This window comes from Glutamicibacter sp. NPDC088483 (assembly GCF_044753145.1).
GTDB lineage: Bacteria > Actinomycetota > Actinomycetes > Actinomycetales > Micrococcaceae > Glutamicibacter.
The window spans coordinates 364,516-384,243 of sequence record NZ_JBIVMP010000003.1 but is presented as its reverse complement, the minus strand read 5'-3'; the positions used below and the strand labels follow the sequence as shown (position 1 = coordinate 384,243).

The 19,728-nt window shown below is 61.6% G+C and carries 20 protein-coding genes; 5 read left to right on the top strand and 15 right to left on the bottom strand.

Annotated elements, in window-relative coordinates; genetic code table 11:
* Positions 1-15: 15 nt before the first annotated feature.
* The 5 genes from ACIP6G_RS08565 to ACIP6G_RS08545 form a co-directional block, all read right to left on the bottom strand.
* On the bottom strand, positions 16-939 hold the full coding sequence (locus tag ACIP6G_RS08565) for a ribokinase (protein WP_365943730.1): 924 nt from the start codon (positions 937-939) through the stop codon (positions 16-18).
* Between the two features lie 74 nt (positions 940-1,013).
* Positions 1,014-1,949 (bottom strand): substrate-binding domain-containing protein, encoded by a 936-nt coding sequence (locus tag ACIP6G_RS08560; protein WP_105656332.1) that lies wholly within the window; start codon positions 1,947-1,949, stop codon positions 1,014-1,016.
* Between the two features lie 49 nt (positions 1,950-1,998).
* Positions 1,999-2,967 (bottom strand): ABC transporter permease, encoded by a 969-nt coding sequence (locus ACIP6G_RS08555; protein WP_359185508.1) that lies wholly within the window; start codon positions 2,965-2,967, stop codon positions 1,999-2,001.
* Positions 2,967-4,481 (bottom strand): sugar ABC transporter ATP-binding protein, encoded by a 1,515-nt coding sequence (locus tag ACIP6G_RS08550; RefSeq protein WP_365943731.1) that lies wholly within the window; start codon positions 4,479-4,481, stop codon positions 2,967-2,969. The genes ACIP6G_RS08555 and ACIP6G_RS08550 overlap by 1 nt, the downstream gene beginning before the upstream one ends.
* Positions 4,482-4,502: 21 nt before the next feature.
* Positions 4,503-5,537: a LacI family DNA-binding transcriptional regulator gene (locus ACIP6G_RS08545; protein ID WP_365943732.1), complete on the bottom strand. Its 1,035-nt coding sequence runs from the start codon at positions 5,535-5,537 to the stop codon at positions 4,503-4,505.
* Between the two features lie 230 nt (positions 5,538-5,767).
* Here ACIP6G_RS08545 and ACIP6G_RS08540 point away from each other — a divergent pair, with 230 nt between their 5' ends.
* A complete protein-coding gene (locus tag ACIP6G_RS08540) occupies positions 5,768-6,454 on the top strand; it encodes a metal-dependent transcriptional regulator (protein ID WP_400289624.1) in 687 nt (228 codons plus the stop codon).
* 291 nt (positions 6,455-6,745) lie between these two features.
* On the top strand, positions 6,746-7,618 hold the full coding sequence (locus ACIP6G_RS08535; protein ID WP_400289505.1) for an HNH endonuclease family protein: 873 nt from the start codon (positions 6,746-6,748) through the stop codon (positions 7,616-7,618).
* Positions 7,619-7,907: 289 nt separating this feature from the next.
* Here the strand turns inward: ACIP6G_RS08535 and ACIP6G_RS08530 are convergent, their stop codons facing one another.
* From ACIP6G_RS08530 to ACIP6G_RS08505, 6 genes are all read right to left on the bottom strand, one after another.
* On the bottom strand, positions 7,908-8,783 hold the full coding sequence (locus tag ACIP6G_RS08530; protein ID WP_365943735.1) for a metal ABC transporter permease: 876 nt from the start codon (positions 8,781-8,783) through the stop codon (positions 7,908-7,910).
* Positions 8,780-9,535, bottom strand: a complete 756-nt coding sequence (locus tag ACIP6G_RS08525; RefSeq protein WP_365943736.1) for a metal ABC transporter ATP-binding protein — start codon at positions 9,533-9,535, stop codon at positions 8,780-8,782. Before ACIP6G_RS08525 ends, ACIP6G_RS08530 begins: the two co-directional genes overlap by 4 nt.
* Positions 9,532-10,488, bottom strand: coding sequence for a metal ABC transporter substrate-binding protein (locus ACIP6G_RS08520; protein ID WP_400289502.1), 957 nt, complete (start codon positions 10,486-10,488; stop codon positions 9,532-9,534). Before ACIP6G_RS08520 ends, ACIP6G_RS08525 begins: the two co-directional genes overlap by 4 nt.
* 113 nt (positions 10,489-10,601) lie before the next feature.
* Positions 10,602-11,567, bottom strand: a complete 966-nt coding sequence (hutG, locus tag ACIP6G_RS08515; RefSeq protein WP_365943738.1) for a formimidoylglutamase — start codon at positions 11,565-11,567, stop codon at positions 10,602-10,604.
* 78 nt (positions 11,568-11,645) lie between these two features.
* Positions 11,646-13,607, bottom strand: a complete 1,962-nt coding sequence (locus tag ACIP6G_RS08510; protein WP_365943739.1) for an SH3 domain-containing protein — start codon at positions 13,605-13,607, stop codon at positions 11,646-11,648.
* A 145-nt stretch (positions 13,608-13,752) separates the two neighbouring features.
* The gene (locus ACIP6G_RS08505; RefSeq protein WP_365943740.1) at positions 13,753-14,406 is read right to left on the bottom strand and encodes a peptidyl-tRNA hydrolase; all 654 of its coding nucleotides are present in this window, start codon (positions 14,404-14,406) and stop codon (positions 13,753-13,755) included.
* Positions 14,407-14,531: 125 nt separating this feature from the next.
* On the opposite strand from ACIP6G_RS08505, the gene ACIP6G_RS08500 reads away from it, so the two are divergent.
* Positions 14,532-14,765 (top strand): hypothetical protein, encoded by a 234-nt coding sequence (locus ACIP6G_RS08500; RefSeq protein ID WP_365943742.1) that lies wholly within the window; start codon positions 14,532-14,534, stop codon positions 14,763-14,765.
* Between the two features lie 182 nt (positions 14,766-14,947).
* Here ACIP6G_RS08500 and ACIP6G_RS08495 read toward each other — a convergent pair whose 3' ends face one another.
* Positions 14,948-15,757, bottom strand: a complete 810-nt coding sequence (locus ACIP6G_RS08495; RefSeq protein WP_365943743.1) for a hypothetical protein — start codon at positions 15,755-15,757, stop codon at positions 14,948-14,950.
* Positions 15,758-16,260: 503 nt separating this feature from the next.
* Between ACIP6G_RS08495 and ACIP6G_RS08490 the strand changes: the two genes are divergently transcribed.
* Positions 16,261-17,052 (top strand): MerR family transcriptional regulator, encoded by a 792-nt coding sequence (locus ACIP6G_RS08490; protein ID WP_365943744.1) that lies wholly within the window; start codon positions 16,261-16,263, stop codon positions 17,050-17,052.
* 47 nt (positions 17,053-17,099) lie between these two features.
* On the opposite strand, the gene ACIP6G_RS08485 is transcribed toward ACIP6G_RS08490, so the two are convergent.
* Positions 17,100-17,306 (bottom strand): helix-turn-helix domain-containing protein, encoded by a 207-nt coding sequence (locus tag ACIP6G_RS08485; RefSeq protein ID WP_105656318.1) that lies wholly within the window; start codon positions 17,304-17,306, stop codon positions 17,100-17,102.
* Between the two features lie 227 nt (positions 17,307-17,533).
* On the opposite strand from ACIP6G_RS08485, the gene ACIP6G_RS08480 reads away from it, so the two are divergent.
* Positions 17,534-18,016, top strand: a complete 483-nt coding sequence (locus ACIP6G_RS08480; RefSeq protein ID WP_105656317.1) for an Lrp/AsnC family transcriptional regulator — start codon at positions 17,534-17,536, stop codon at positions 18,014-18,016.
* A gap of 74 nt (positions 18,017-18,090) precedes the next feature.
* Here the strand turns inward: ACIP6G_RS08480 and ACIP6G_RS08475 are convergent, their stop codons facing one another.
* Together ACIP6G_RS08475 and ACIP6G_RS08470 are read right to left on the bottom strand one after the other, a co-directional pair.
* Complete coding sequence (locus tag ACIP6G_RS08475) at positions 18,091-19,284, bottom strand: MFS transporter (protein WP_105656316.1); 1,194 nt, start codon at positions 19,282-19,284, stop codon at positions 18,091-18,093.
* A gap of 14 nt (positions 19,285-19,298) precedes the next feature.
* Positions 19,299-19,703 (bottom strand): low molecular weight phosphatase family protein, encoded by a 405-nt coding sequence (locus ACIP6G_RS08470; RefSeq protein WP_105656315.1) that lies wholly within the window; start codon positions 19,701-19,703, stop codon positions 19,299-19,301.
* Positions 19,704-19,728 lie beyond the last annotated feature (25 nt).

The window sequence follows — 19,728 nt, the reverse complement described above, 5'->3', positions numbered from 1 at the left end:
GCTCGAAAAGGGGTCTCAGAGGTTCTGCAGGGAACGCGGGTAGGAAGCTTGGGCTCCGTGCGCCTGCACCGTCAGCGCGGCGAACTTGCCGGCGAATTCTGCGGCCTGCGCCAGGTCATCGCCCTTGGCCAGGCGGGCAGCCACCGCACCGGTGAATGCGTCGCCGGCACCGGTGGTGTCCACGGCCTTGACCTTCACGGCGGGCAGCGCGCGAACCTGGACCCCGCCGTTCTCCCCTGGGAACCGGTCGGCAACCAGGCAGCCATTAGCGCCGAGGGTGATGACCACGCTGGCGATGCCCTCGTCGACCAGCATCCCGGCCAGGCGCTCGTACTTGCCGTCGAACCGGCGAGCCGGGTGCGGGTTCAGCTGCTGGAGCACGGCTTCGGCCTCATGCTCGTTGACCACCAGCGGGTTGGCCTTGAGCAGGTACTCGCGGTCCAGTTCGATCACCGGCGCCAGGTTGAGCACGATGCGCTGTGTGGCAGCATCCATGGCGGCCTTGATGCCCGAGGCAGGAATCTCGCCCTGCAGCACCAGGATGCCCTCGATGCCCCCGGCGCCCTGCACAGCCTCGCCGGAGACGGTCGAGTTGGCCCCGGAGACCACGGCAATGGAGTTCTCCGCGCCACGGTCCACCTGGATGATGGCTACGCCGGTCGGCTCGCTGGTGCGGGCCACGCGATCGAGCTTCACGCCGGCTTCCCCGAGCTGGCCCAGCGCAATTTCGGCGTGCGAGTCGTTGCCGACGGCGCCGATGAATTCCGTGGCGGCACCGGCCAGCTGGGCGGCCAGCGCCTGGTTGGCGCCCTTGCCGCCGGGCGAGAGCTGGTAGGAATCTGCCAGCACGGTTTCACCCGGGCCGGGAAGGCGGGCCATCAGCGCAGTGATGTCCACGTTGCTAGAGCCCACAATGGTGACCTGGATGTCCTGCTGCATGCTATGTCCTCTGGTTCTCTCCACCCGGCGGCCGATGGGCGCCGGTGCACTGCTTGATTGCCGCTAAGGGCAGATTACTCGCCTGCGTAGTCGGCGACGTTCTTCTCGTCTACCGTGTCAACGGCGACCTGCACATTGGCTTCGACTTCTTCGCCCTTGATGGCCTTGGCCAGGATCTGCACCGACTGCTTGCCCAGCTCGGCCGGGTTCTGGGCGATGGTGGCAACCAGGGTGCCATCCTGGACTGCCTTGAAGCCGTCGTCGGTGCCGTCGAAGCCGACTACCAACACGTCCTTGCCGGCCTTGTCGCCCAGTGCCTGGATGGCGCCCAGGGCCATTTCGTCGTTCATCGCCAGCACGCCAGCGGCATCCGGGTTGGCCTGCATCAGGTTGGTGACCACGTCCAGTGCTTCGGCTCGGTCGAAGTTGGCGGTCTGCGAGGAGACGACCTCGATGTCCTTGAACTCGGCCAGGCCCTTGTCGAAGCCTTCGCCGCGCTCGTTGGTTGCCGAGGCGCCTGGAACACCTTCCAGCACGATGATCTTGCCCTTGCCGCCCAGCGCCTCGCCCAGCGCCTTGGCAGCCTGCTCGCCGCCGGCAACGTTATCCGAAGCCACGAAGGAAGCGATCTTGGTCTCGCCCACCGCACGGTCAACCGCAACGATCGGCAGGCCGGCCTCGGCCACCGGGTTCAGGCCGGCTTCAGCGGTTTCGGTATCCACGGCGTTGATGATCAGGCCGGCCGAGCCGTTGGTTGCCGCGGTGGCCAGCTGGTTGGCCTGGGTTGCGGAGTCGTTCTGCGCGTCGACGACGGACAAGTCGATGCCCTGCGCTTCGGCCTCGGCCTGGGCTCCATCACGCAGGTCGACGAAGAACGGGTTGTTCAGGGTGGACACTGCCAAGGTGGCCGAGCCGGCCTCTGCTTCGGTGCCGCGGTTGCAGGCGGCCAGGCCGGCCACCAGGGCCAGTCCGACGCTGACGGCTGCGGTCTTGCGGATGATGTTCTTCATGGGGTTCTCCTTTGAACTTTTCTTGAATTGCTGGGTACGGAGGGAAAATCTAGTGCTTGACGTTCTTGCGGCGCAGCACGTCGAAGCCCACGGCGATCGCAATCACGGCGCCGATGACTACCTGCTGCCAGAAGGCGGAAACCGAAAGCAGGTTCAGCCCGTTGCGGATCACGGCCAGCACCAGGGCGCCGATCAGGGTGCCGGAGATGCGTCCCACGCCGCCGGAGAGCGATGCGCCGCCGATGACCACGGCCGCGATGGCATCCAGCTCGTAGCCCGAAGCCAGGGTCGGCTGGGCCGAGTCCAGGCGCCCGGCCAGGATCATGCCGGACAGGGCCGCGAAGACGCCGGAGATGATGAAGACGGTGACCAGCACGCGCTTGACCGGGATGCCCGACAGTCGCGCGGCTTCGGTGTTGCCGCCCACGGCGAAGGCGTTCTTGCCGATGACGGTGCGGTTGAGCACGAAGGCGGCAAGCAGGCCGGAGACGACCAGGATCAGGATCGGCACCGGGATCGGGCCCAGGTCATCGCCCAGCCAGGACACCGAGGAGCTGGTGGAGATCGGCCGGCCATCGGAGATCACCAGGGTCAGCCCGCGCACCACGGTGAGCATCGCCAGCGAGGCGATGAAGGTGGGCAGCTTGCCGTAGGCGCTCATCGCACCGGTGACCCAGCCGCACAGTGCACCGACGGCCAGGCCGATCGGGATGGACAGGCCATCGGGCAGGCCGGCGGTGGTGATGGCGTAGGAGGAGCCCATGGCCGAGAGCGCCGCGACCGAGCCGACCGAGAGGTCGATGCCGGCGGCGACGATCACGAAGGTCATGCCGAAGGCCATCACCGCGATGGTGGAGACCTGGATGCCGATGTTCATCAGGTTCGGTCCGGTCAGGAAGCGCGGGGTGGCGATGAACAGGGCCAGGCAAAGAATGACCAGGCCAACCAGGGCTCCGTTGTTGGCAAGGAATGCCTTGAAATCAAAGCCCTTCTTCGGGGCAGTAGCTACGCTGCTCATTACTTGGTTCCCATTTCTTCTTCGCGGTGCACATTGCTGACGGCCAGGGACATGATGGCGTCCTGGGTGGCTTGTTCGGTGGCCAGTTCCCCGGCGATGCGTCCCTGGCTCATGACCAGGACGCGGTCGGACATGCCCAGCACTTCGGGCAGTTCGCTGGAGGCCATCAACACGCAGCCTCCGGAGGCGGTGATCTCATTGATCAGTTCGTAGATTTCGACCTTCGCTCCCACGTCCACGCCGCGGGTCGGCTCATCGAGCAGCAGCACCTTGGCCCCGGCGGTGAACCAGCGGCCGAACACGGCCTTCTGCTGGTTTCCGCCCGAGAGCGAGCGGATGGGCGCATCGATGCTGCCCATGCGGATGCGCAGGCGTTCGGCGACCTGCTGCGCGCGGTCCTTCTGGCCCTTGCGGTCCACCAGTCCGTTCTTGGCGGTGGCGGCCATGGTGGCGTAGCCGATGTTCTCGGCCACCGAGGCATCCAGCACCAGGCCCTGGGTCTTGCGGTCCTCGGGAACGTGCCCGATCCCAGCGCGGGTAGCTGCAGCGACGTCGAAGCTGGCCAGCTTCTTGCCGTTGACCGCCACGACGCCGCTGGCGTACTTGTCGGCTCCGGCGATGGCGCGGATCAGCTCGGTGCGCCCGGCACCCATCAGGCCGGCCAGGGCAACCACTTCGCCGGGCCGCACTTCCAGCGAGATGTCCTTGAGCATGCCCTCGCACAGGTTCTGCACGCTCAGCAACGGCTTCTGGCCTGGCTCGGTGGCTACGCGCGGGAACTGGGCGTCGATATCGCGGCCGACCATGAGCCGGACCAGCTCGTTCTCCTCGGTGTCCGCCGGCACGGTGGCAATGAATTTGCCATCGCGCAGCACGTTCACGAAGTCGCCGATTTCGGCAATCTCATCGAGGTGGTGGCTGATGAACACCATGCCCACCCCTTGTTGCTTCAGGGTGGCGACCACCGAGAACAGGTGCGCGATTTCGGCCTTGGTCAATGCCGCGGTGGGCTCATCGAGGATCAGCACGCGGGCGTCCAGGCTCAGCGCCTTGGCGATCTCCACCAATTGCTGCTGGGCCAGGCCCAGCTGGCCCACCGGCGTATCGACATCCAGCGCCAGTCCGAGCTTGTCCATCGCTTCGCGGGCGATCTGGCGCATGGCGCGGCGGTTGATGATGCCGAATTTGCGTGGCACGCGGCCCAGGGTGATGTTCTCGGCGATGGTCATCGACGGGACCAGGTTCAGTTCCTGGTGGATGGTGGCGATGCCCAATGCCTCGGAGGCCTTGGTGTTGGGAATCTTCACGGCCTTGCCGTCCACCAGGATCCGGCCGGCGTCCGGCTCGTGCACGCCGGCGATCATCTTGATCAGCGTCGACTTGCCTGCGCCGTTCTCGCCGAGCAGCACCGAGACCTTGCCGGCATGCACCTCGACGGTGACCTCGTCGATCACCTGTACCGGGCCGAAGGACTTGCAGACCTTGTCCAGGACCAGCAGAGCGTCATTACTCATTTTCGTTCCTTCCATCCTCGCCTATGCGCCGGTGGCGGGTTGCGTTGGGGCCAGCGACTCACGCGCGGTGAATCGGCTGATGAATTCTTGGGGCTCGGGGCTCTTGCCCGCCATGACGTCCTGGAGCGCGGTGACCGCGGCGCGGCCCATGCTGGTCAGGTCGTGGCTGATCGTGGCGATCGGCGGATCGTGCATGAGCATTGCGTCCACCTCGTCGAAAGTGATCACCGAGAGCTGCTTCCCGATCCGGATGCCGGCTTCGCGCCACACGGTCAGTGCGCCGATGGCCATTGGCGCATCGGCGATGACCACCGCGGTGGGCTGCAGTTCATGGCCCAGCAGCCAGCGGGCGCCTTCGGCACCCGAGGCGGCGCGGAAGTCGCCGGCAAAGTGCAGGGCAGGATCGGTATCCAGGCCGTTGGCTGCCATCGCCGAGTCGAAGGCGCTGTGGCGCTCGCGGGCGGTGGAAGCGTGGGCCGGGCCGCCCAAGAAAGCGATCTTGGCGTGGCCCAAGGCCTTCAGCCGCGCGATGGCTTCTTCCAGGGCTCCGGTGCTGGAGGCGGTGATGGATGGGATGCGAAGCTCGGGCAGGGTGCGGTCGACGAAAACCAGCGGAGTGCCCGAGGCAATGATGCGCTGCATCATCTGGCTTGGCCGGTCGGCGTCTTCATCAAGGCCCTGGGGAACGAGAATCAATCCGTCAACGCGGCGCGAAAGCATCGCGGCGAGGAACTGGTCCTGCTGTTCGGTGTCCTCGTTGGCATTGCCGATGAAGGTCATCATTCCCGCGGCGTGGGCCTGCTGCTCGACGGCATGCGCGAGATCGGAGAAGTAGGGGTTGCGCACATCGGATATCAGCAGCGCGATGGTGTCGGTTTTGGTGGAGCGCAGGGAGCGGGCCTGGGCATTGGGCACGAAACCCAAATCCTTGGCGACAGCTTCCACTTTTTCGCGGGAAGCGGCCGAAGTGGCGGGGTGGCCGGATAGAACGCGCGAGGCAGTCGCGGAAGATACTCCGGCTGCAAGTGCCACATCCTTGATGGTGACAGCGTTCATGTCGATAAGCCCCTTTGCTTACGTGTAATCGATTCCATGGAATCGATTACACAGTTTTCCTCACAAAGAAATTTAAGTCAATACGCTGCCCCTGGGCCTCGGATAATCCTTATCCATGGAGCAGAATTTTTAGGCTCGTGACTAGCCACTTTCAGTTGTCAGCGGTCTCCAGCCCGAAATGCCCCATAATCAAAGTCACCTCGCGGCCAGCTGGCCCGATGGTCGCTAAGATGGTGCTTGTGTCGGTCAACCAGCTTTCAGATAGCGCCCAGAACTATCTCAAGATCATCTTCGGTCTCAACGAGTGGTCGAGCGATCCGGTAACCGCCAGCATCATCGCCAGCAAATCAGGCATGAAGCTCTCCACGGTTTCCGGCGCCCTGGGCAAATTACGCCAGCAGGGCCTGCTAGACCATGCGCCCTATGGCGCCGTAACGCTGACCGAACTGGGACGCGAGTATGCGGTGACCATGGTGCGCCGCCATCGCCTGATCGAAACTTTCCTGGTGCAGATGCTGGGCTACCGCTGGGACCAGGTGCATGAGGAGGCCGAGAGCCTGGAGCATGCGGTATCCGATTTCATGATCGAGCGCATCGACAGCCTGCTGGAGCACCCCACCCGCGACCCGCATGGCGACCCCATCCCGACGGCCGAAGGCCGCATTTCCATCCCGCAGGCGTTCAACCTGAGCGATGCCAGCGATGACGCCCAGGTGGTTGTCGAACGCATCGCCGATGACGATTCGCAGCTGCTGCAGTATTTCTCCGATCACCGGATCGTTGTCGGCGCGCAACTGCGCATTACCGCTGGCGAGCAATTCTCCGAGACAGTGAATGTCCAGGTCTGCTCAACTGGCGAAACCCTGCGCTTGGGATCACGTGCAGCCGCGGCCGCATGGGTCTCCCTTCTCCCCTGAAATGCCCTTCCAGGTTCTGGTCAACGGCACGCGGAAGGCCCGTGGAATCGACGCGTCCCTGCACCCAGGGTGCTGATTGTCCGGCCAATAGTCTAAAGTGATGATCAACCAGGGATACTGCAATGTACAAGTTTTACATGGGGGTGCATTGCAGCATTCTTGGCGAACTCCTGCGCTCACACTCTCTTGAAAGACATCACCTTGCCAAGAAAACTCATTGCTGCGCTCTGCGCTGCAGTTTTGGTGCTCGCTGGATGCAGCGCACCGGCGGAACCTTCGGCACTTACCGGGATGGATCCCGCACCGGTTGAAGACCTGCTGGCAACAGATCGTCCGTTGCTGGTTGAACGGGCTGCCACCAGCAGCAAGAAGGTCCTTCCCGGGGCGAAGCTCAAGGGCCCCAAGGCCACCGCAATGCTCAAGACCCTGCCGGTAAAGGGCAAGGCGGCCGCCACTGGGTACAACCGGAACAAGAAGTTCGGCAATGGGTGGAAGGACTTCGACAAGGACAAATGCGATGAACGCCAGGACACCTTGTCCCGGGACATGTCCAAGGTGAAGTTCAAGGACCGCAAGAAGTGCACCCTAGCTTCGGGCACGTTGCATGACAGCTACACCGGCAAGAGGATCAACTGGAAGGTCAAGTCAGGCAGCGTCGACATTGACCACGTGGTTTCCCTGAAGAACGCGTGGCTCTCCGGCGGCCAGAAGCTTTCCCAGGCCCAGCGCCAGGCTCTGGCTAACGACCCGCTGAATTTGATGGCCGCTGATGCCTCTGCCAATCGCCAAAAGGGCGATAAGAACACAGCTGAATGGCTCCCCAAGAACAAGTCCTTCCGATGCCAGTACGTAGCCACCCAGATCAGCGTCAAGAAGAAGTACTCGCTGTCGGTCACCAAAGCCGAAAAGCAGGCCATGGCCAAAGTGCTCAAGAGCTGCCGCAACCAGAAGGCCGCGAAAGTCACCACGATCAAGCCTGCCGGTTCCAAGCCCAAGGCATCACCGAAGAAGGACGTGCACAAGGCTCCTTCCGTGGTCAAGGGCACCGTGCATCCGGGCGCTTACTGCAAGCAGGCAGACAAGGGAAAGCGCGGCAAGTCCAAGGCCGGCAAGCTCTACACCTGCAAGACCGACGCCAAGGGCAAACTGCGCTGGCGCGCCTAATGCCGCTTGCAGGTCCCGATCGAGCCAACTGATTCAGCTGCCCATCCGGGCGCAGCGCAGGGCAGCGCCCTTCCAGTTAGCAGGGTGGTCGGGTGGAGGTTCAAGCCATGCGCCGGATCGCCCGGATCCGGATCCAGCCATGAATCGAGAGGACCTGCCGCAGCGTTGCCGGCCATGGGAAATACGCTGATTCGATGATGCGTGCACCCATTGCCCATCAGCTGACGCCGGCGAGCGCACGTCTCACACGCCAATTTCCTTTCAGCTGCGGGAAACTTGCCACCGCCTTCTACGTGTTCGCCGCAAGCGCCTTGCGCCGCCCCTTGCTGGCCAGCCGGGTGGCAATGAGTCCTTGCTTCGGACTGAACAGATAGGCAATTCCAAAAATCGCCGCCTGGGCCAGAACCACCATTCCGCCGGTTGATGCATCGAGGTAATAGCTCATGTAGACACCCAGGATTCCTGCACAGGCTGCGAGGATCGGCGAGATCAGGAGCATCTTCCCGAATCGATCGGTCAACAGATAGGCCGTGGCGCCGGGGATGATCAGCATGGCAACTACCAGGATGACGCCCACCGCCTGCAAAGCCACAACAGAGGTCATGGCCAATAGCCCCAGGAGCACCGCGCCGATGATCCGCGGGCTCATCCCCAAGGCATGTGCGTGCGTTTGGTCAAAGGCATAGAGGGTGAAGTCCTTGCGCTTGAGAATCAGGATGGCGAAGGTGATCGCGCCAAGCACCAGGACCTGCCACAGGTCATTGGCCGAGACGCCCAGCAAATTGCCGAAGATGATGTGGTTCAGATCCACATGGCTCGGCGTGACCGATACCAGCACCAGCCCGATGGAGAAGAGCGTGGTGAAGACGATGCCAATGGCAGCATCTTCCTTGAGCTTGGTGGTCTCGCGGACTCCCCCGATCAGGGCCACCGCGAGGAATCCGAAGACCAGGGCACCCAGGGCAAAGGGAGCACCCACGATGTAGGCCAGCACGACTCCGGGCAAGACCGCATGCGAAACTGCATCGCCCATCAGCGACCAGCCAATGAGGACCAGCCAGCAGGACAGGACCGCGCACAGTACGGCGGCGATGATCGTAACCAGCAGGGCGCGCACCATGAAGGTGTAGCCCAGCGGCTCAGCTAGCAATTCAATGAGGTTCATTCCCCGCCTCGCTTCATGGGATCCAGCCCGAAGGCCAGGGCCAGGTTTTCTGCCTGCAGCACGAGATCCGGATGGCCATGCATCAGCACCTTGCGCATCAGGAGCACCGCTTCATCGGCAAGTTCCGGAAGCGCGTGCAAGTCGTGGGTGGAAATCAGCACGCTGCCGCCTTCATCAGCAACTTCGCGCAACAGCTTGGTGATCGTTGCTTCGCTGCGTTTATCCACGCCTGCGAAAGGCTCGTCCAGCAGCATGATATTGGCGCCCTGGGCAATGCATCGGGCGACGAAGGCACGCTTCTTCTGGCCTCCGGAGAGCTGGCCGATTTGCCGGTTGGCAAAGCTGGCCAGCTCCACCCGTTCGAGGGCTTCATCCACGGCGGCGTGGTCCCTCTTCCTGGCTCTCCTGGTCCATCCCATTTGCCCGTAGCGCCCGGTCATCACCACTTCACGCACCGAGATCGGAAAGTTCCAATCCACGGCTTCGCTTTGCGGCACGTAGGCAATCTGCCCGCTTTTCCGAGCTTGCAGCGGGTCGGTGCCGTTGATGCGCACGCTGCCGGTGTCGGGCTTGATCTGCCCCATGATGGTTTTGAACAGCGTGGATTTGCCCGAGCCGTTCATCCCGACCAGGCCGCAGACCCGTCCGCGGCCCAACTGCAAGGAGGCATGGTCCAGGGCCAGCACGGGGCCGTAGTGGACGGTCGCGGCCGACACATCAATTGCGAGGGCATCGCTGGGCTTCGCGTTCATGGTGTTCCGCCTTTCAAGGCACGGGCGATGGTTCTGGTGTCATGCGAGATCAGGTCCAGGTAGCTGGGTACCGGACCGCCAGGCTCGGAGAGCGAGTCCACATAGAGCGTTCCGCCATAGGAGGCATCGGTGGATTCGACGACTCGTTGCATGGCCGCATCGGAGACCGTGGATTCGCAGAAGACCGCAGGAACATCGTTTTCCCTGACATAGTCAATCGCCGCGGCGACCTTGCGCGGCGTAGCCTGCGATTCCGCGTTGACAGCCCAGAGATACTTTTCGGCCATGGCGGTATCCCGGGCCAGATAGCTGAAGGCCCCTTCGCAGGTAACCAGTACCCGCTGGCGTTCGGGGATCTCTGCCAGTGCCGCTTCGAGCTCGTCGTGGACCTTTTGCAGTTCGGCTTGGTAGGCCTTGGCGTTGTCCCGGTAGTCGCGCGCATTGGCCGGGTCCAGTTCGGTAAATGCATCTGCCATGCGGTCCACGTAGATTTTCACGTTCAATGGGCTCATCCACGCATGCGGATTGGGCTTTCCCGCACCTTCTTCCTGGACGATATCGATGGCCTTGATCCCCTGGCTGACGGTGGCATGCGGAGCGTCGTTGCCTTCGACGAATTGCTGGAACCAGGCTTCTAGGTTCAGCCCGTTATCGAGAATCAGGTCCGCATGCGATGCCCGGCGCAGATCATCAGGCGTAGGTTCGTAACCGTGGATCTCCGCACCAAGACGGGTAATTGATTCAACGCGCAGGTGATCGCCTGCGACGTTCTGGGCGATGTCCTGCAGGACCGTGAAGGTTGTCAGCACCACCGGCCGGTGGTCTTGGCTGTCTGCGGGCACGGCACTTTGGCTACCGCCGCATCCAGCGAGCGCGAACAGGCATGCCAGGCCAGCAGCCAGCCAGCCTGCGCGTTGCCCCGCACGTGATCGGGGCTTGAGGGTTCGCACCATTGCACACCATTCCAAATCTCGCCATGACGACTAGTTCGTCCCTCTCAATCATAATGTTTGAGGGGTCGAACATTGCAAGTTCGCGTCGGCAGATTTCGGTGCGGCCTCCTGCTTCAGACCCCCAGCAGGGTATTGACCAGCCTGGCTGCGGTGCGTGCCGTTCTTCCGTCGATATCCAATGATGGGTTCAACTCCACAACATCGACCAGCGCCAGCTTGTCACTGCGCGCCAGCATCGCGCAGACCCCGTGGATTATTTCCAGCGGCACCCCGAATCCAGCAGGGGCGCTGACCCCGGGGGCGACCGAGGCAGGAAGCACATCCAGGTCAATGGTCAGGTACAGCTTGTCTACGCTCTCCATGAAGTCGGCAACGAACGCCAGGACGGAAGGCAGCTGCCCGGCAGTGCACTGCTCGTCAAGCAGGTAGCGCACTTCCAGGGCGCGGGCCCGCTCGAAGAGGACCCGGGTATTGTTCGGTTTGCTGATGCCCACCACGGCATAGTTGAAATCTTGTCCCGCCGCCTGCAGGTCCTTGGCAATATCCAGGAAAGGGGTGCCGCTGCTCCGCCGCGGAGCACTGCGCAGATCGAAATGCGCATCCAGATTCAAGATGCCCAGCCGGGTTCCAGGCTCTTGGCTGCAATGCCGGAAAAGCCCGTTGAATGAACCGTAAGCCGTTTCATGGCCGCCGCCGAGCACTATTGGAAGCGTCCCTTCTCCGAGCAAAGCGCTCACCGACTGCGCCAGCCGCTCCTGCCCTGATTCAAGCTCATCGCCAGATACCACGACATCACCAGCATCAATCAGGAGCCGTGGCTCGTGGATAGCCAGGGAAACTAAGGCGGCACGCAGCGCCTGCGGTCCTTGCGCCGCCCCGGCCCGGCCCTCGTTGCGCAGCACGCCGGCATCCGAAGCGAAACCGAGCAGCGCTGCCGGTCCCCGCCCGCCGGACTGGTCGTCAGCCTTGCGGTTGATTTGCTGATGCCATCTCAGGTGCTGCTCTCCGGCACCGTCATTGCGCCCGCTCCACGTAGCCGCTGCCCGGTCAACAGCCAATTCCGGCTTAAAATTCTCCATGGTTCCAGCTGACCAGAGACACCGCGAGTACGCTATGCCCCCTGCGCATCTTCGTCTGAAACACCAGACAGCAGCAGATTAGCGGGTTCGCAGCGCCCCGTAGTCCAGCGGACCGCCCGTGGCCGAATTGCCGTAGACCTCCACATGGATGTGATCCATATGCATCGTGGTGTCATTCCAATTGCCGGTGAACTGGTTTCCGTACTTTCCTGATCCGGAATACGGCGTCCAGCCTGTCGTGGGAAGCCAAATCCGGTCTTGCCAGATCAGATAATAGATACCCAGCTGGCTGCGGTTATCCAGCAGGAACTGGGCCAGCTTCTGGCCCTGGGCAACCCGCTGCCGGTTCTTGTAGTCGCGAATCATCAGGTCCACGGCCTTCCCGGAGCTGTGCCCGGCAGAGCCGCTTCGAATGGTATGAATGGCGCTGATGGTATCGCCGGTCTTCCCCTGCAACGCAGCGATGACCCGCTGCGCATCGGGTTGCAACGTTCCCGGCTCATTTTTGGAAAGGTAGTTTTCCTTGACCCAGCCGGTGGCCTGGGGAGCGGCGACTTGCGCCCATCCTGAATCGCTGCGCAGGTAGGCGACTTTCTGCCCCGCTGGCAGCACCGCTTTGCTCTGGTGGCTGATTCCCGCGCCGGCGCGGAGGTTCACGTTGGTTGTGGTCCAGCGGTATTCGGATTTCGGTGCCGGTGCCGGTCGCGGTGCCTGCGGTTTGCTAGTAGCAAGATAGCCATTGCTGATCCATCCGGTGCCCTGCGTTGAGGCAACTCGCGTCCAGCCATTGGCCGTTCCCAGGACGCTGACCTGCTGGCCCTTGGAGAGGACCGCCAGTGATTTATGGCCGGTGGAGTACCCTGAGCGCAGGTGCACATTAGCCGTCGTCCAGCGCTTGGCCTGCTTCAGCGGCGTGTAGGCCTTGGCCACCAGTACGCTTGATGGAACCCATCCCATCGTCTTAGAAGTCTTCACTCGCGCCCAGCCATTCGACGTGCCGTGCAGGGTGAGCTTGGACCCCGCTGGCACGGTCCCCAGGGACTTGGCAGAGCCCGAAGCGCCGACGCGCAGGGCGGTATTAGCCAGGATCCAGCGAGCCGATGGGTTGGCGGGCTTGTAGGCGGTGCTGGACAGGCTAGCGCTAGGCACCCAGCCGGTGCCGCGCTGGGACTTGATCTGGGACCAGGAACCTCGGGTTGCGTACAAGCCGACTTTTTCACCCGGTGCAAGGCTTCCAAGGGATGGAGATGAGCTGCGATTGGACTGGCGCAGGACGCTGTTGCTGATCAGCCAACGGTTCCCGATCGTTTTCCGGGTTGCTGCCGGTTGCGACGACAGCTGCTTGGCCGGCAGCCAGCCGCGTTTTCCGGCAGAAATGGCATAGGTCCACGAGCCCGACGTGCGCAGCCACTCGACTTTGGCTCCAGCTGGAACACTCGCGACGCGTGCCGCTTTGGCAGAGGCGGACTTGCGCAGCACTTGCGCGGTTTTCGCATACCGGTACACCGGCGCCGGCATTGCGGTAGACAGCTGGCTGGTGGGCACGAAACCGGTGATCTTGCCGATTCTGATCCGGCTCCAGGAACCGGTTGAGCCCAGACGCCGGACCTCGGCTTTGCGCATGGCCCCGGTCAAGGCCGCGGATGCCGCCGATGCCTTCTTGCGCACCGGCTGGAAGGAAATCAGATAGCGCACGGCTGAAGTCTTGGGCTTTGCCGGCGCCGGCGCTTTCGGCGTTGCCAGGTACTTGGCCGAGACCCAGCCGGTCTTCTTCATGTAAGTCGCTTGCACCCAGCCCGATGAACCCTTGGACGCGAGGAGCTTGGCACCTTTGGGAATGACTAGCAGCGACGCGGATCGGACCGATGGCGACTTGCGCAAATTCAGGTTGGTGGTGGTCTGCTTGGCAATTGCCGGAGGAGCGGCTGCGAGTTGCGCAAGGCCGGCTGGAGCCTGCGTTGAGGCGCTGGCACCAGCTGCGGTCCCGAAGGACAGAATCAGGACCAGCAGCAGGCCCAGTACACGTTTAGAGAATTTCAATGTCAGTGCTTTCGAGCAAGGGCATATTGCCGTTTCCTGCGGCCCACGGAAGTGCACAGCGATCCGCTGTGGTGACAATTGCTGTTACCGCCAAGGAAATCATGACACAGGCATGGCGGTTTCACCGCGCTTGGATTCTAAGGTTCTAGCGTGCCTTGGAAATAACGAAAGCGGTGACGGATCCGGGTTCGATTTCAGTTCGCCCGGCATCCTGGATGACAGGTCCTGCGGCCTGCCGCGACAAGCGGTCGAATTCCTTGCGCGGCAGGTGCCTGATTCCCACCGGAGCATGGATCTGGAGCCACGCTTCGACCTCTTCCGCTGGGGATTCGGTCAGCCAGGCGAACAGCGCGTGCGCTGCCTGCGCCGCGGCCTTGCCTGTGGACATATTCAAGGATTTGTTCAGCGCGATGCTGATCTGCGCATCCAGGACTTCCTCCGCTTTTGGAAGCTGCGTGCCGGAGACCTGCAACTTGGCAATCAGCTTCGGCAAGTCCGCGGCCGGCAATGGAGGCAAGCCAACGGCTCGGGCCTTGCCCACTTCACTGACCATTTGCTCAGGGAACATCTCCAGCACCTTGGCGAACATCTTGGGATTAGCCCGGCGTACCGATTTGGCGTAGGCCTGTGAAGCCCACTGCTGCCAATCCGGGTTCTGCGGATCTTGCAGATAGGCAATCACAGCTGCTCGTGCCACCGCTGACAGGCCCTCGTCCTCGTTCGACGGATCCTCCTTGTCGATTCGCAGGATGATGGGCTGGACCAGTTCTCCGGGGTCGCGATCGCGCAATTCAGTCATAGTCTTATTCTATGGCGAGTGGTGGCCCTGAAATACTCGGAGCGGACTAGCAGTGCCCCGACTGGCGAAGCCGATTGCTCCCCGGCTTCCACCGCGTGCACAGCGCGGCATTGCGCCATGTTCCAATGCTTGGCTTACTGCTGGCCGATGGGCCGAGCACTGGTGCTTCGGGGAACGGCAAGCTGACCAGCAAGCTGATTCCAATCACCTCCATGAACACTACCGTTTTGCCAGTGGGCGTGCAGTTCATCGAGCCCACGGTACGTACCGATGGGCTGGGCACCGTGCTGCTCGATGAGGCTGTCGGCAAAACGTGGTGGACCCTGGTGTTCCGGGCAACGATCCAGCGGAGATCCTGACGGCGCGCACTCTTGCCAACCACGAGGAGCTGGGCGCGCCTGGTCACCGTTGTTCTAAAAATCCATTACGAATGGCCCGCAAGCCTTTGATGCTGTCTTGGCAGCAATGAACTTCCAGGGTGCAGTTCGCGTCGTTGCCGATATTTGGCCAGCACCGGCTAACTAGCGGCTTGGACTCTTGCCTAGCGCCGCCGCACCTTGCGAACAATCAGCAAGATGACACTTGTAAGCATGGCCGTCGCCAAGCTGACCAGCAGCGGAGTCTGCCACGGAATTTCCAGGACACTTGCGGTGAATTGTTCCCAGAAGGAGCCGACGGTCTTCCAGCCAGTGGTCTTCGACCCAATAACCCTGGCCGCGCTTTCCACGACTGCCGGCATCATCCATTGGATAGCCAATGCGAAAACCCACATCAGCAGGTTCATGATCCTCGAGAACCCGACGAATCCCAAGATGAGGCCGAGGATCAGCGGCCCGGAATACCAAAGGTAAACGTAGTACGACTGGGCGCCCGCAACGAGCGATGCGATGATCTGCAGCCAATAGCTCACGCCCACAGTGAGCGTTGCATAGAAGAGCACCGCTATGGGCAGCCGCAATTTAGTGGCCAGGAAATACCAGGCTTGGCTGACCAGCAGCAGGCCACCGAAAACCCAGAGATGGCGAATCGAAGCTGCGGAGAGTTCCCCCTTCAAAAGCCCCGGTTCGAATGCATGGAGTCCTTGGAACCCCAGGCCCAAGAGTCCCAGGACCATGCCCACGGCAGTCACGATGGCAAAGCCGGTGCGGCTATATCCAACGCGTCGGGCAAACCAGCTGCCCCAAAGGGTGATCACGGAGAAAACCACTAGTAGCCCTTGGGCGTCGTCGCTGGCATGCGGGAGAATTGAGCGGTCTTCCTGACCGATCCATAACCACGGCAACACCACGATCGCAGTGATCAGCAATCCGGCGACCAATTGCATCCACCAGTTTTGCCAGACGCGCCTCATTGAACCCACTCTTACTCCTCGGTGTCCCTACGCGCTCATTGTTCCAGAGCCAGAGCGAAGCATCGCGAATGCCGGCAGGCGTTTCCCCCAACTCGCTCGGAGCTTATGATCCGAACGTCAGTGATCTTGGCAGAAATGCCAGATGGCCCGTGGGCATTCCACCCAACTGGAATGCCCGCGAGCCATCTGGACTATGTCTTCTACCTTGCCTCGGCGTGGGTGGCCAGGGCTCCTTGATCCCGTAAATGCAGATGGTTCACGTCATCAGGCGGTCCTCGTTGATTTCGGCGGTAGCCTGTTCAACTTCATCTACCAACAGTGAACTACACATAGATCACACTGTGCAACAGGCGTGCTAACAACTAGTCAATATGATCAATCAGGCAAGGAATGCCTCGCTATTATTCGCCATTTTGCCCTGAGATCTGAATCACAAATTTTGATTAGGAAATGCGACTGGGACTATTGACCTTGACGTTGCGTCAACCATTAGCGTGGTAGCCATGAAGGATTCAACTAGCCACGAGCCGGCAGTTCACCACTCGATTGCGCACGTCTCAAAATCCGCTGGCATCAGCAGCCGTACCTTGCGGCACTACGACCAGATCGGCTTGCTGAAACCTGACTACGTGTCCGCCAACGGCTATCGGTTCTACACCGACGGGCAGCTGGTCCGGCTCCAGCAGATTCTCCTACTCAAGCAGCTGGGCATCAAGCTGGAGACCATCGCTGAAATCCTGGACGAGCAACGCGATGAACTGGTCGCGCTGAGCACCCACAAGGAACAGCTCCATAGGCAGCGTGCGGCGCTGGACCGGCAGATCGTTGCCTTGGAGCACAGCATTTCAACACTAACGACAGGAGGAAACATGGAACTGGAAAAGAGCTTTGACGGCTTCAACGAGCAGTACAAGCAAGAGGTCGCCGAACGCTGGGGCGCCGACGCGTATGAAGCATCGAATCGCTGGTGGCGTTCCAAAACCGGGGACCAGCAAAACGCATTCATGGAAGAGGTGAAAATGCTCAATCAGGATTGGATTACGGCGGGCAAGAATTCCGTCCCAGCGGACAGCTTCGAAGCCCAGGAATTAGCGGCTCGACATGTGCGCTGGCTCCAGAGCGCCAAGGGCACCCCGCTGGATTCCGGCGATCCGGCACAGCACAAGGCATATATCTGCAATCTCGGCGAGATGTATGTCGCTGATCCGCGGTTTGCAAAGAACTACGGCGGATACGCGGAGCTGGTTCGCGACGCATTGCGGGTCTTTGCAGAACGGGCTATCGAGCTGGACTAGGCGGTGGCTGTTCCCGATGGACTCGGGAACAGCCAAGGGCACCGCATTCAGCTCTGGGACTCGTTCGCGATATCGTCGCGGGCCTGCGCATAGCGTTCTTGGATATAGTTCTCCAGTGCAACGCGTTCCACGCGCCACATGCCCCGCCCGCCAATTTGGATGGCCGGCAGCTCGCCGCTTTTCACCAAAGCGCGGACCTGGGGCAGCTTCACATTCAGTTCCTCTGCCACGTCTTCCAACCGCAAAAACCTCATATCAACAGGTTACTGTGATTAGCGCCCATTTGATCTCAGCCTGGTTATTTTGTGGATAAAAGATGGCTTTTCGCCCGAGCATTCGCCCTGTTGGCCCCAGTAGCCGACTTGCACGCAATAATATCGGCCAATCCGCGCAACACATTTGGGATTCACTGGTCATATTGACTAAAATCTAGGTTGGTACTTATGCACGCGCAACACAACCTGTCTCAGGAGACCACCACATGAATTCGGATACGTATCAGCTCGATGAAACCGACCGGCGTATCCTTCTGGCACTCGATGCGGATCCGCGTGTGCCGATCATGATGCTGGCGCAGCAGCTGGGCCTGGCCCGCGGCACCGTGCAGACTCGTTTGGAACGCTTGGCCCATTCAGGTGCGTTGCGCCCGAACACCGCGCGAATCCTCCCTGCGTCCATGGGCCGTGGCGTCAGCGCTTTCGTTAGCGCTGAATTGAACCAGGCCAGCTTGAATGAGGCCATCGCCGCACTGCGCCAGATTCCCGAGGTTCTGGAATGCGTCGCGCCGGCGGGAGACACGGACCTGTTGATTCGTGTGGCCGCGACTGACCCGGATGACCTGTACCGGGTCAGTGAAGAGATCCGCCTCTGCCCGGGCATAACCCGCACTTCCACCTCGATGATCCTGCGCGATGTCATCCCATTCCGCACCACCGAGCTGCTCAAGAAGCTGAGCCAGGACTAGCTCCCAGTACGTTGGAGTCCAATGCGTAAACGCCGTTGCCGGCACCGCAAGGTGGCCGGCAGCGGCGTTTGGCATTATGGCCTGTTTGGAACTTCTTCGAGAATGGCAGCGGGCAGATACTTGGCCGAGCGGTACACCTGCATCATGGACAGCAGGCAGAGCACGGCTAGCAGGCCAATGAATAGAGCAGGATGAGCGACCGTGCGCCACAGTGCAAAGAATGTCGGGAAGCTGAACCCGATGAAACAGCACATGTAGAACCGGCCGGTCAATTTGCCGACATCGGCGCCGCCGGCAAGATCCAATACCTGGCTTAGCCCGGCAACCAGCAAAATGCCATTGGCCGAACCGGCTATGGCGAATGCGATAATTCCCAAGAATTCTGAGCCGCTCAGCGACACTGCGATCATCATGAGCAGTGCAGCCAGCGAGGTAGCCAGTCCAGCCATGAGCAGCTTGATCTTGCCCAAGTCATTGAATCTCTTGACGAATGGCTGGATCAAGGTGCCCATGCCCATGGTGACCGCGACTGCCAAGGTGGTGTAGAACAGGCTGGATTCACCGGCGCCGTTGCTCAGCGCCGGAACCACGGCAAACCCTGTTGCCGCCATGCCAAAGACCCATGGGGCTGCGGGCAAGACGATGCGGTAGAACCGCTGGAGGTTTGCCGGAGTCGTCACGTCGGCCTCCAGATGATGCCCTGCCCGGTCAGTGACTCGGTCTTCTCGGGTGAAGAACATCAACAGCAACCAGGAAAGCGCCGCGGCGGCATGGACGATGTATGCCAGTTCCGGGCTGCCGCTGGTCCCGACAATTGCCCCTGAAATGACCGGTCCCAGCGCGAAGCCCAAGGACGTGCACAGCGCGGCACGAGTCGCGCCGGCAGCTCCCGGGCTAAGCAGCTTCACCCAGCTGGTGATGGCAACCATGGCCAGGCCCATGCCCAAGCCGGTCAGGATGCGTCCCGCATAGAGACCGGACTCGTGAACCGATCCGAAGATGAGCCCGAGGGATCCCAGAATGGAGCAGGCCAGGGCAAGCAGCGAAAATGGCTTGCGCCCGAACTTGTCCGCCAGCGGTCCGCCGAAAGCCAACGCCGGGATCATGCCCGCCAGGTAGCTGCCCATGACCAGCATGGCCTCGAACTCACTGAGCTCGCGGAATTGCTGGTACCAATTGATCAGCGATACGTATTGGTTGGCACACCAACCAGTGAGCACAAGGCATACGCCCGGAAGCCACCACGGAGTTGCCTTTCGGGTGGTCATGCGAACAGTGATTTCTACCGCTCCAACTCGTGGAACAGTTCACGGACGCGATCAGCAATTTCATCGCGGATCATGTTCATTCGTTCGGCACCGGTGATGCCGTCTTCACTGGGTTCGTAGGTGACCCAGCGTTCGGTCTTGATGGACGGATCGAATTGCGGATTCGCATCGGAGCCAAGGATTACCACGCGGTCAACTTGCTCGACGACGCGAGGGTCGATGGCCTTGGGCGTGCCCTGCGACATGTCCGCGCCGGCCTGCGAGAGCGATTCAACCGCTTCGTGGTTGATGCCTGAACCTGGGTTGGTTCCAGCCGAGTAGCTGGTAACTTTCCCTTCAGAAATGTAGTCCATCAATGCGGCCGCCATTTGCGATTTGCCTGCATTGCGGGAGCAGATGAAAAGTACCGAGTTAGCCATGCACCTATTGAACCATTTGCGCGCC

Excerpts from the sequence above, each read along its gene's own strand:
- ACIP6G_RS08545 (WP_365943732.1), bottom strand. The coding sequence starts at position 5,537 with ATGAACGCTGTCACCATCAAGGATGTGGCACTTGCAGCCGGAGTATCT.
- ACIP6G_RS08520 (WP_400289502.1), bottom strand. The coding sequence starts at position 10,488 with ATGGTGCGAACCCTCAAGCCCCGATCACGTGCGGGGCAACGCGCAGGC.
- ACIP6G_RS08500 (WP_365943742.1), top strand. The coding sequence starts at position 14,532 with ATGCTTGGCTTACTGCTGGCCGATGGGCCGAGCACTGGTGCTTCGGGG.
- ACIP6G_RS08485 (WP_105656318.1), bottom strand. The coding sequence starts at position 17,306 with ATGAGGTTTTTGCGGTTGGAAGACGTGGCAGAGGAACTGAATGTGAAG.
- ACIP6G_RS08475 (WP_105656316.1), bottom strand. The coding sequence starts at position 19,284 with ATGACCACCCGAAAGGCAACTCCGTGGTGGCTTCCGGGCGTATGCCTT.
- ACIP6G_RS08480 (WP_105656317.1), top strand. The coding sequence starts at position 17,534 with ATGAATTCGGATACGTATCAGCTCGATGAAACCGACCGGCGTATCCTT.
- ACIP6G_RS08495 (WP_365943743.1), bottom strand. The coding sequence starts at position 15,757 with ATGAGGCGCGTCTGGCAAAACTGGTGGATGCAATTGGTCGCCGGATTG.
- ACIP6G_RS08525 (WP_365943736.1), bottom strand. The coding sequence starts at position 9,535 with ATGAACGCGAAGCCCAGCGATGCCCTCGCAATTGATGTGTCGGCCGCG.
- ACIP6G_RS08560 (WP_105656332.1), bottom strand. The coding sequence starts at position 1,949 with ATGAAGAACATCATCCGCAAGACCGCAGCCGTCAGCGTCGGACTGGCC.
- ACIP6G_RS08470 (WP_105656315.1), bottom strand. The coding sequence starts at position 19,703 with ATGGCTAACTCGGTACTTTTCATCTGCTCCCGCAATGCAGGCAAATCG.
- ACIP6G_RS08540 (WP_400289624.1), top strand. The coding sequence starts at position 5,768 with ATGGTGCTTGTGTCGGTCAACCAGCTTTCAGATAGCGCCCAGAACTAT.
- hutG (WP_365943738.1), bottom strand. The coding sequence starts at position 11,567 with ATGGAGAATTTTAAGCCGGAATTGGCTGTTGACCGGGCAGCGGCTACG.
- ACIP6G_RS08530 (WP_365943735.1), bottom strand. The coding sequence starts at position 8,783 with ATGAACCTCATTGAATTGCTAGCTGAGCCGCTGGGCTACACCTTCATG.
- ACIP6G_RS08565 (WP_365943730.1), bottom strand. The coding sequence starts at position 939 with ATGCAGCAGGACATCCAGGTCACCATTGTGGGCTCTAGCAACGTGGAC.
- ACIP6G_RS08505 (WP_365943740.1), bottom strand. The coding sequence starts at position 14,406 with ATGACTGAATTGCGCGATCGCGACCCCGGAGAACTGGTCCAGCCCATC.
- ACIP6G_RS08490 (WP_365943744.1), top strand. The coding sequence starts at position 16,261 with ATGAAGGATTCAACTAGCCACGAGCCGGCAGTTCACCACTCGATTGCG.
- ACIP6G_RS08550 (WP_365943731.1), bottom strand. The coding sequence starts at position 4,481 with ATGAGTAATGACGCTCTGCTGGTCCTGGACAAGGTCTGCAAGTCCTTC.
- ACIP6G_RS08535 (WP_400289505.1), top strand. The coding sequence starts at position 6,746 with ATGGATCCCGCACCGGTTGAAGACCTGCTGGCAACAGATCGTCCGTTG.
- ACIP6G_RS08555 (WP_359185508.1), bottom strand. The coding sequence starts at position 2,967 with ATGAGCAGCGTAGCTACTGCCCCGAAGAAGGGCTTTGATTTCAAGGCA.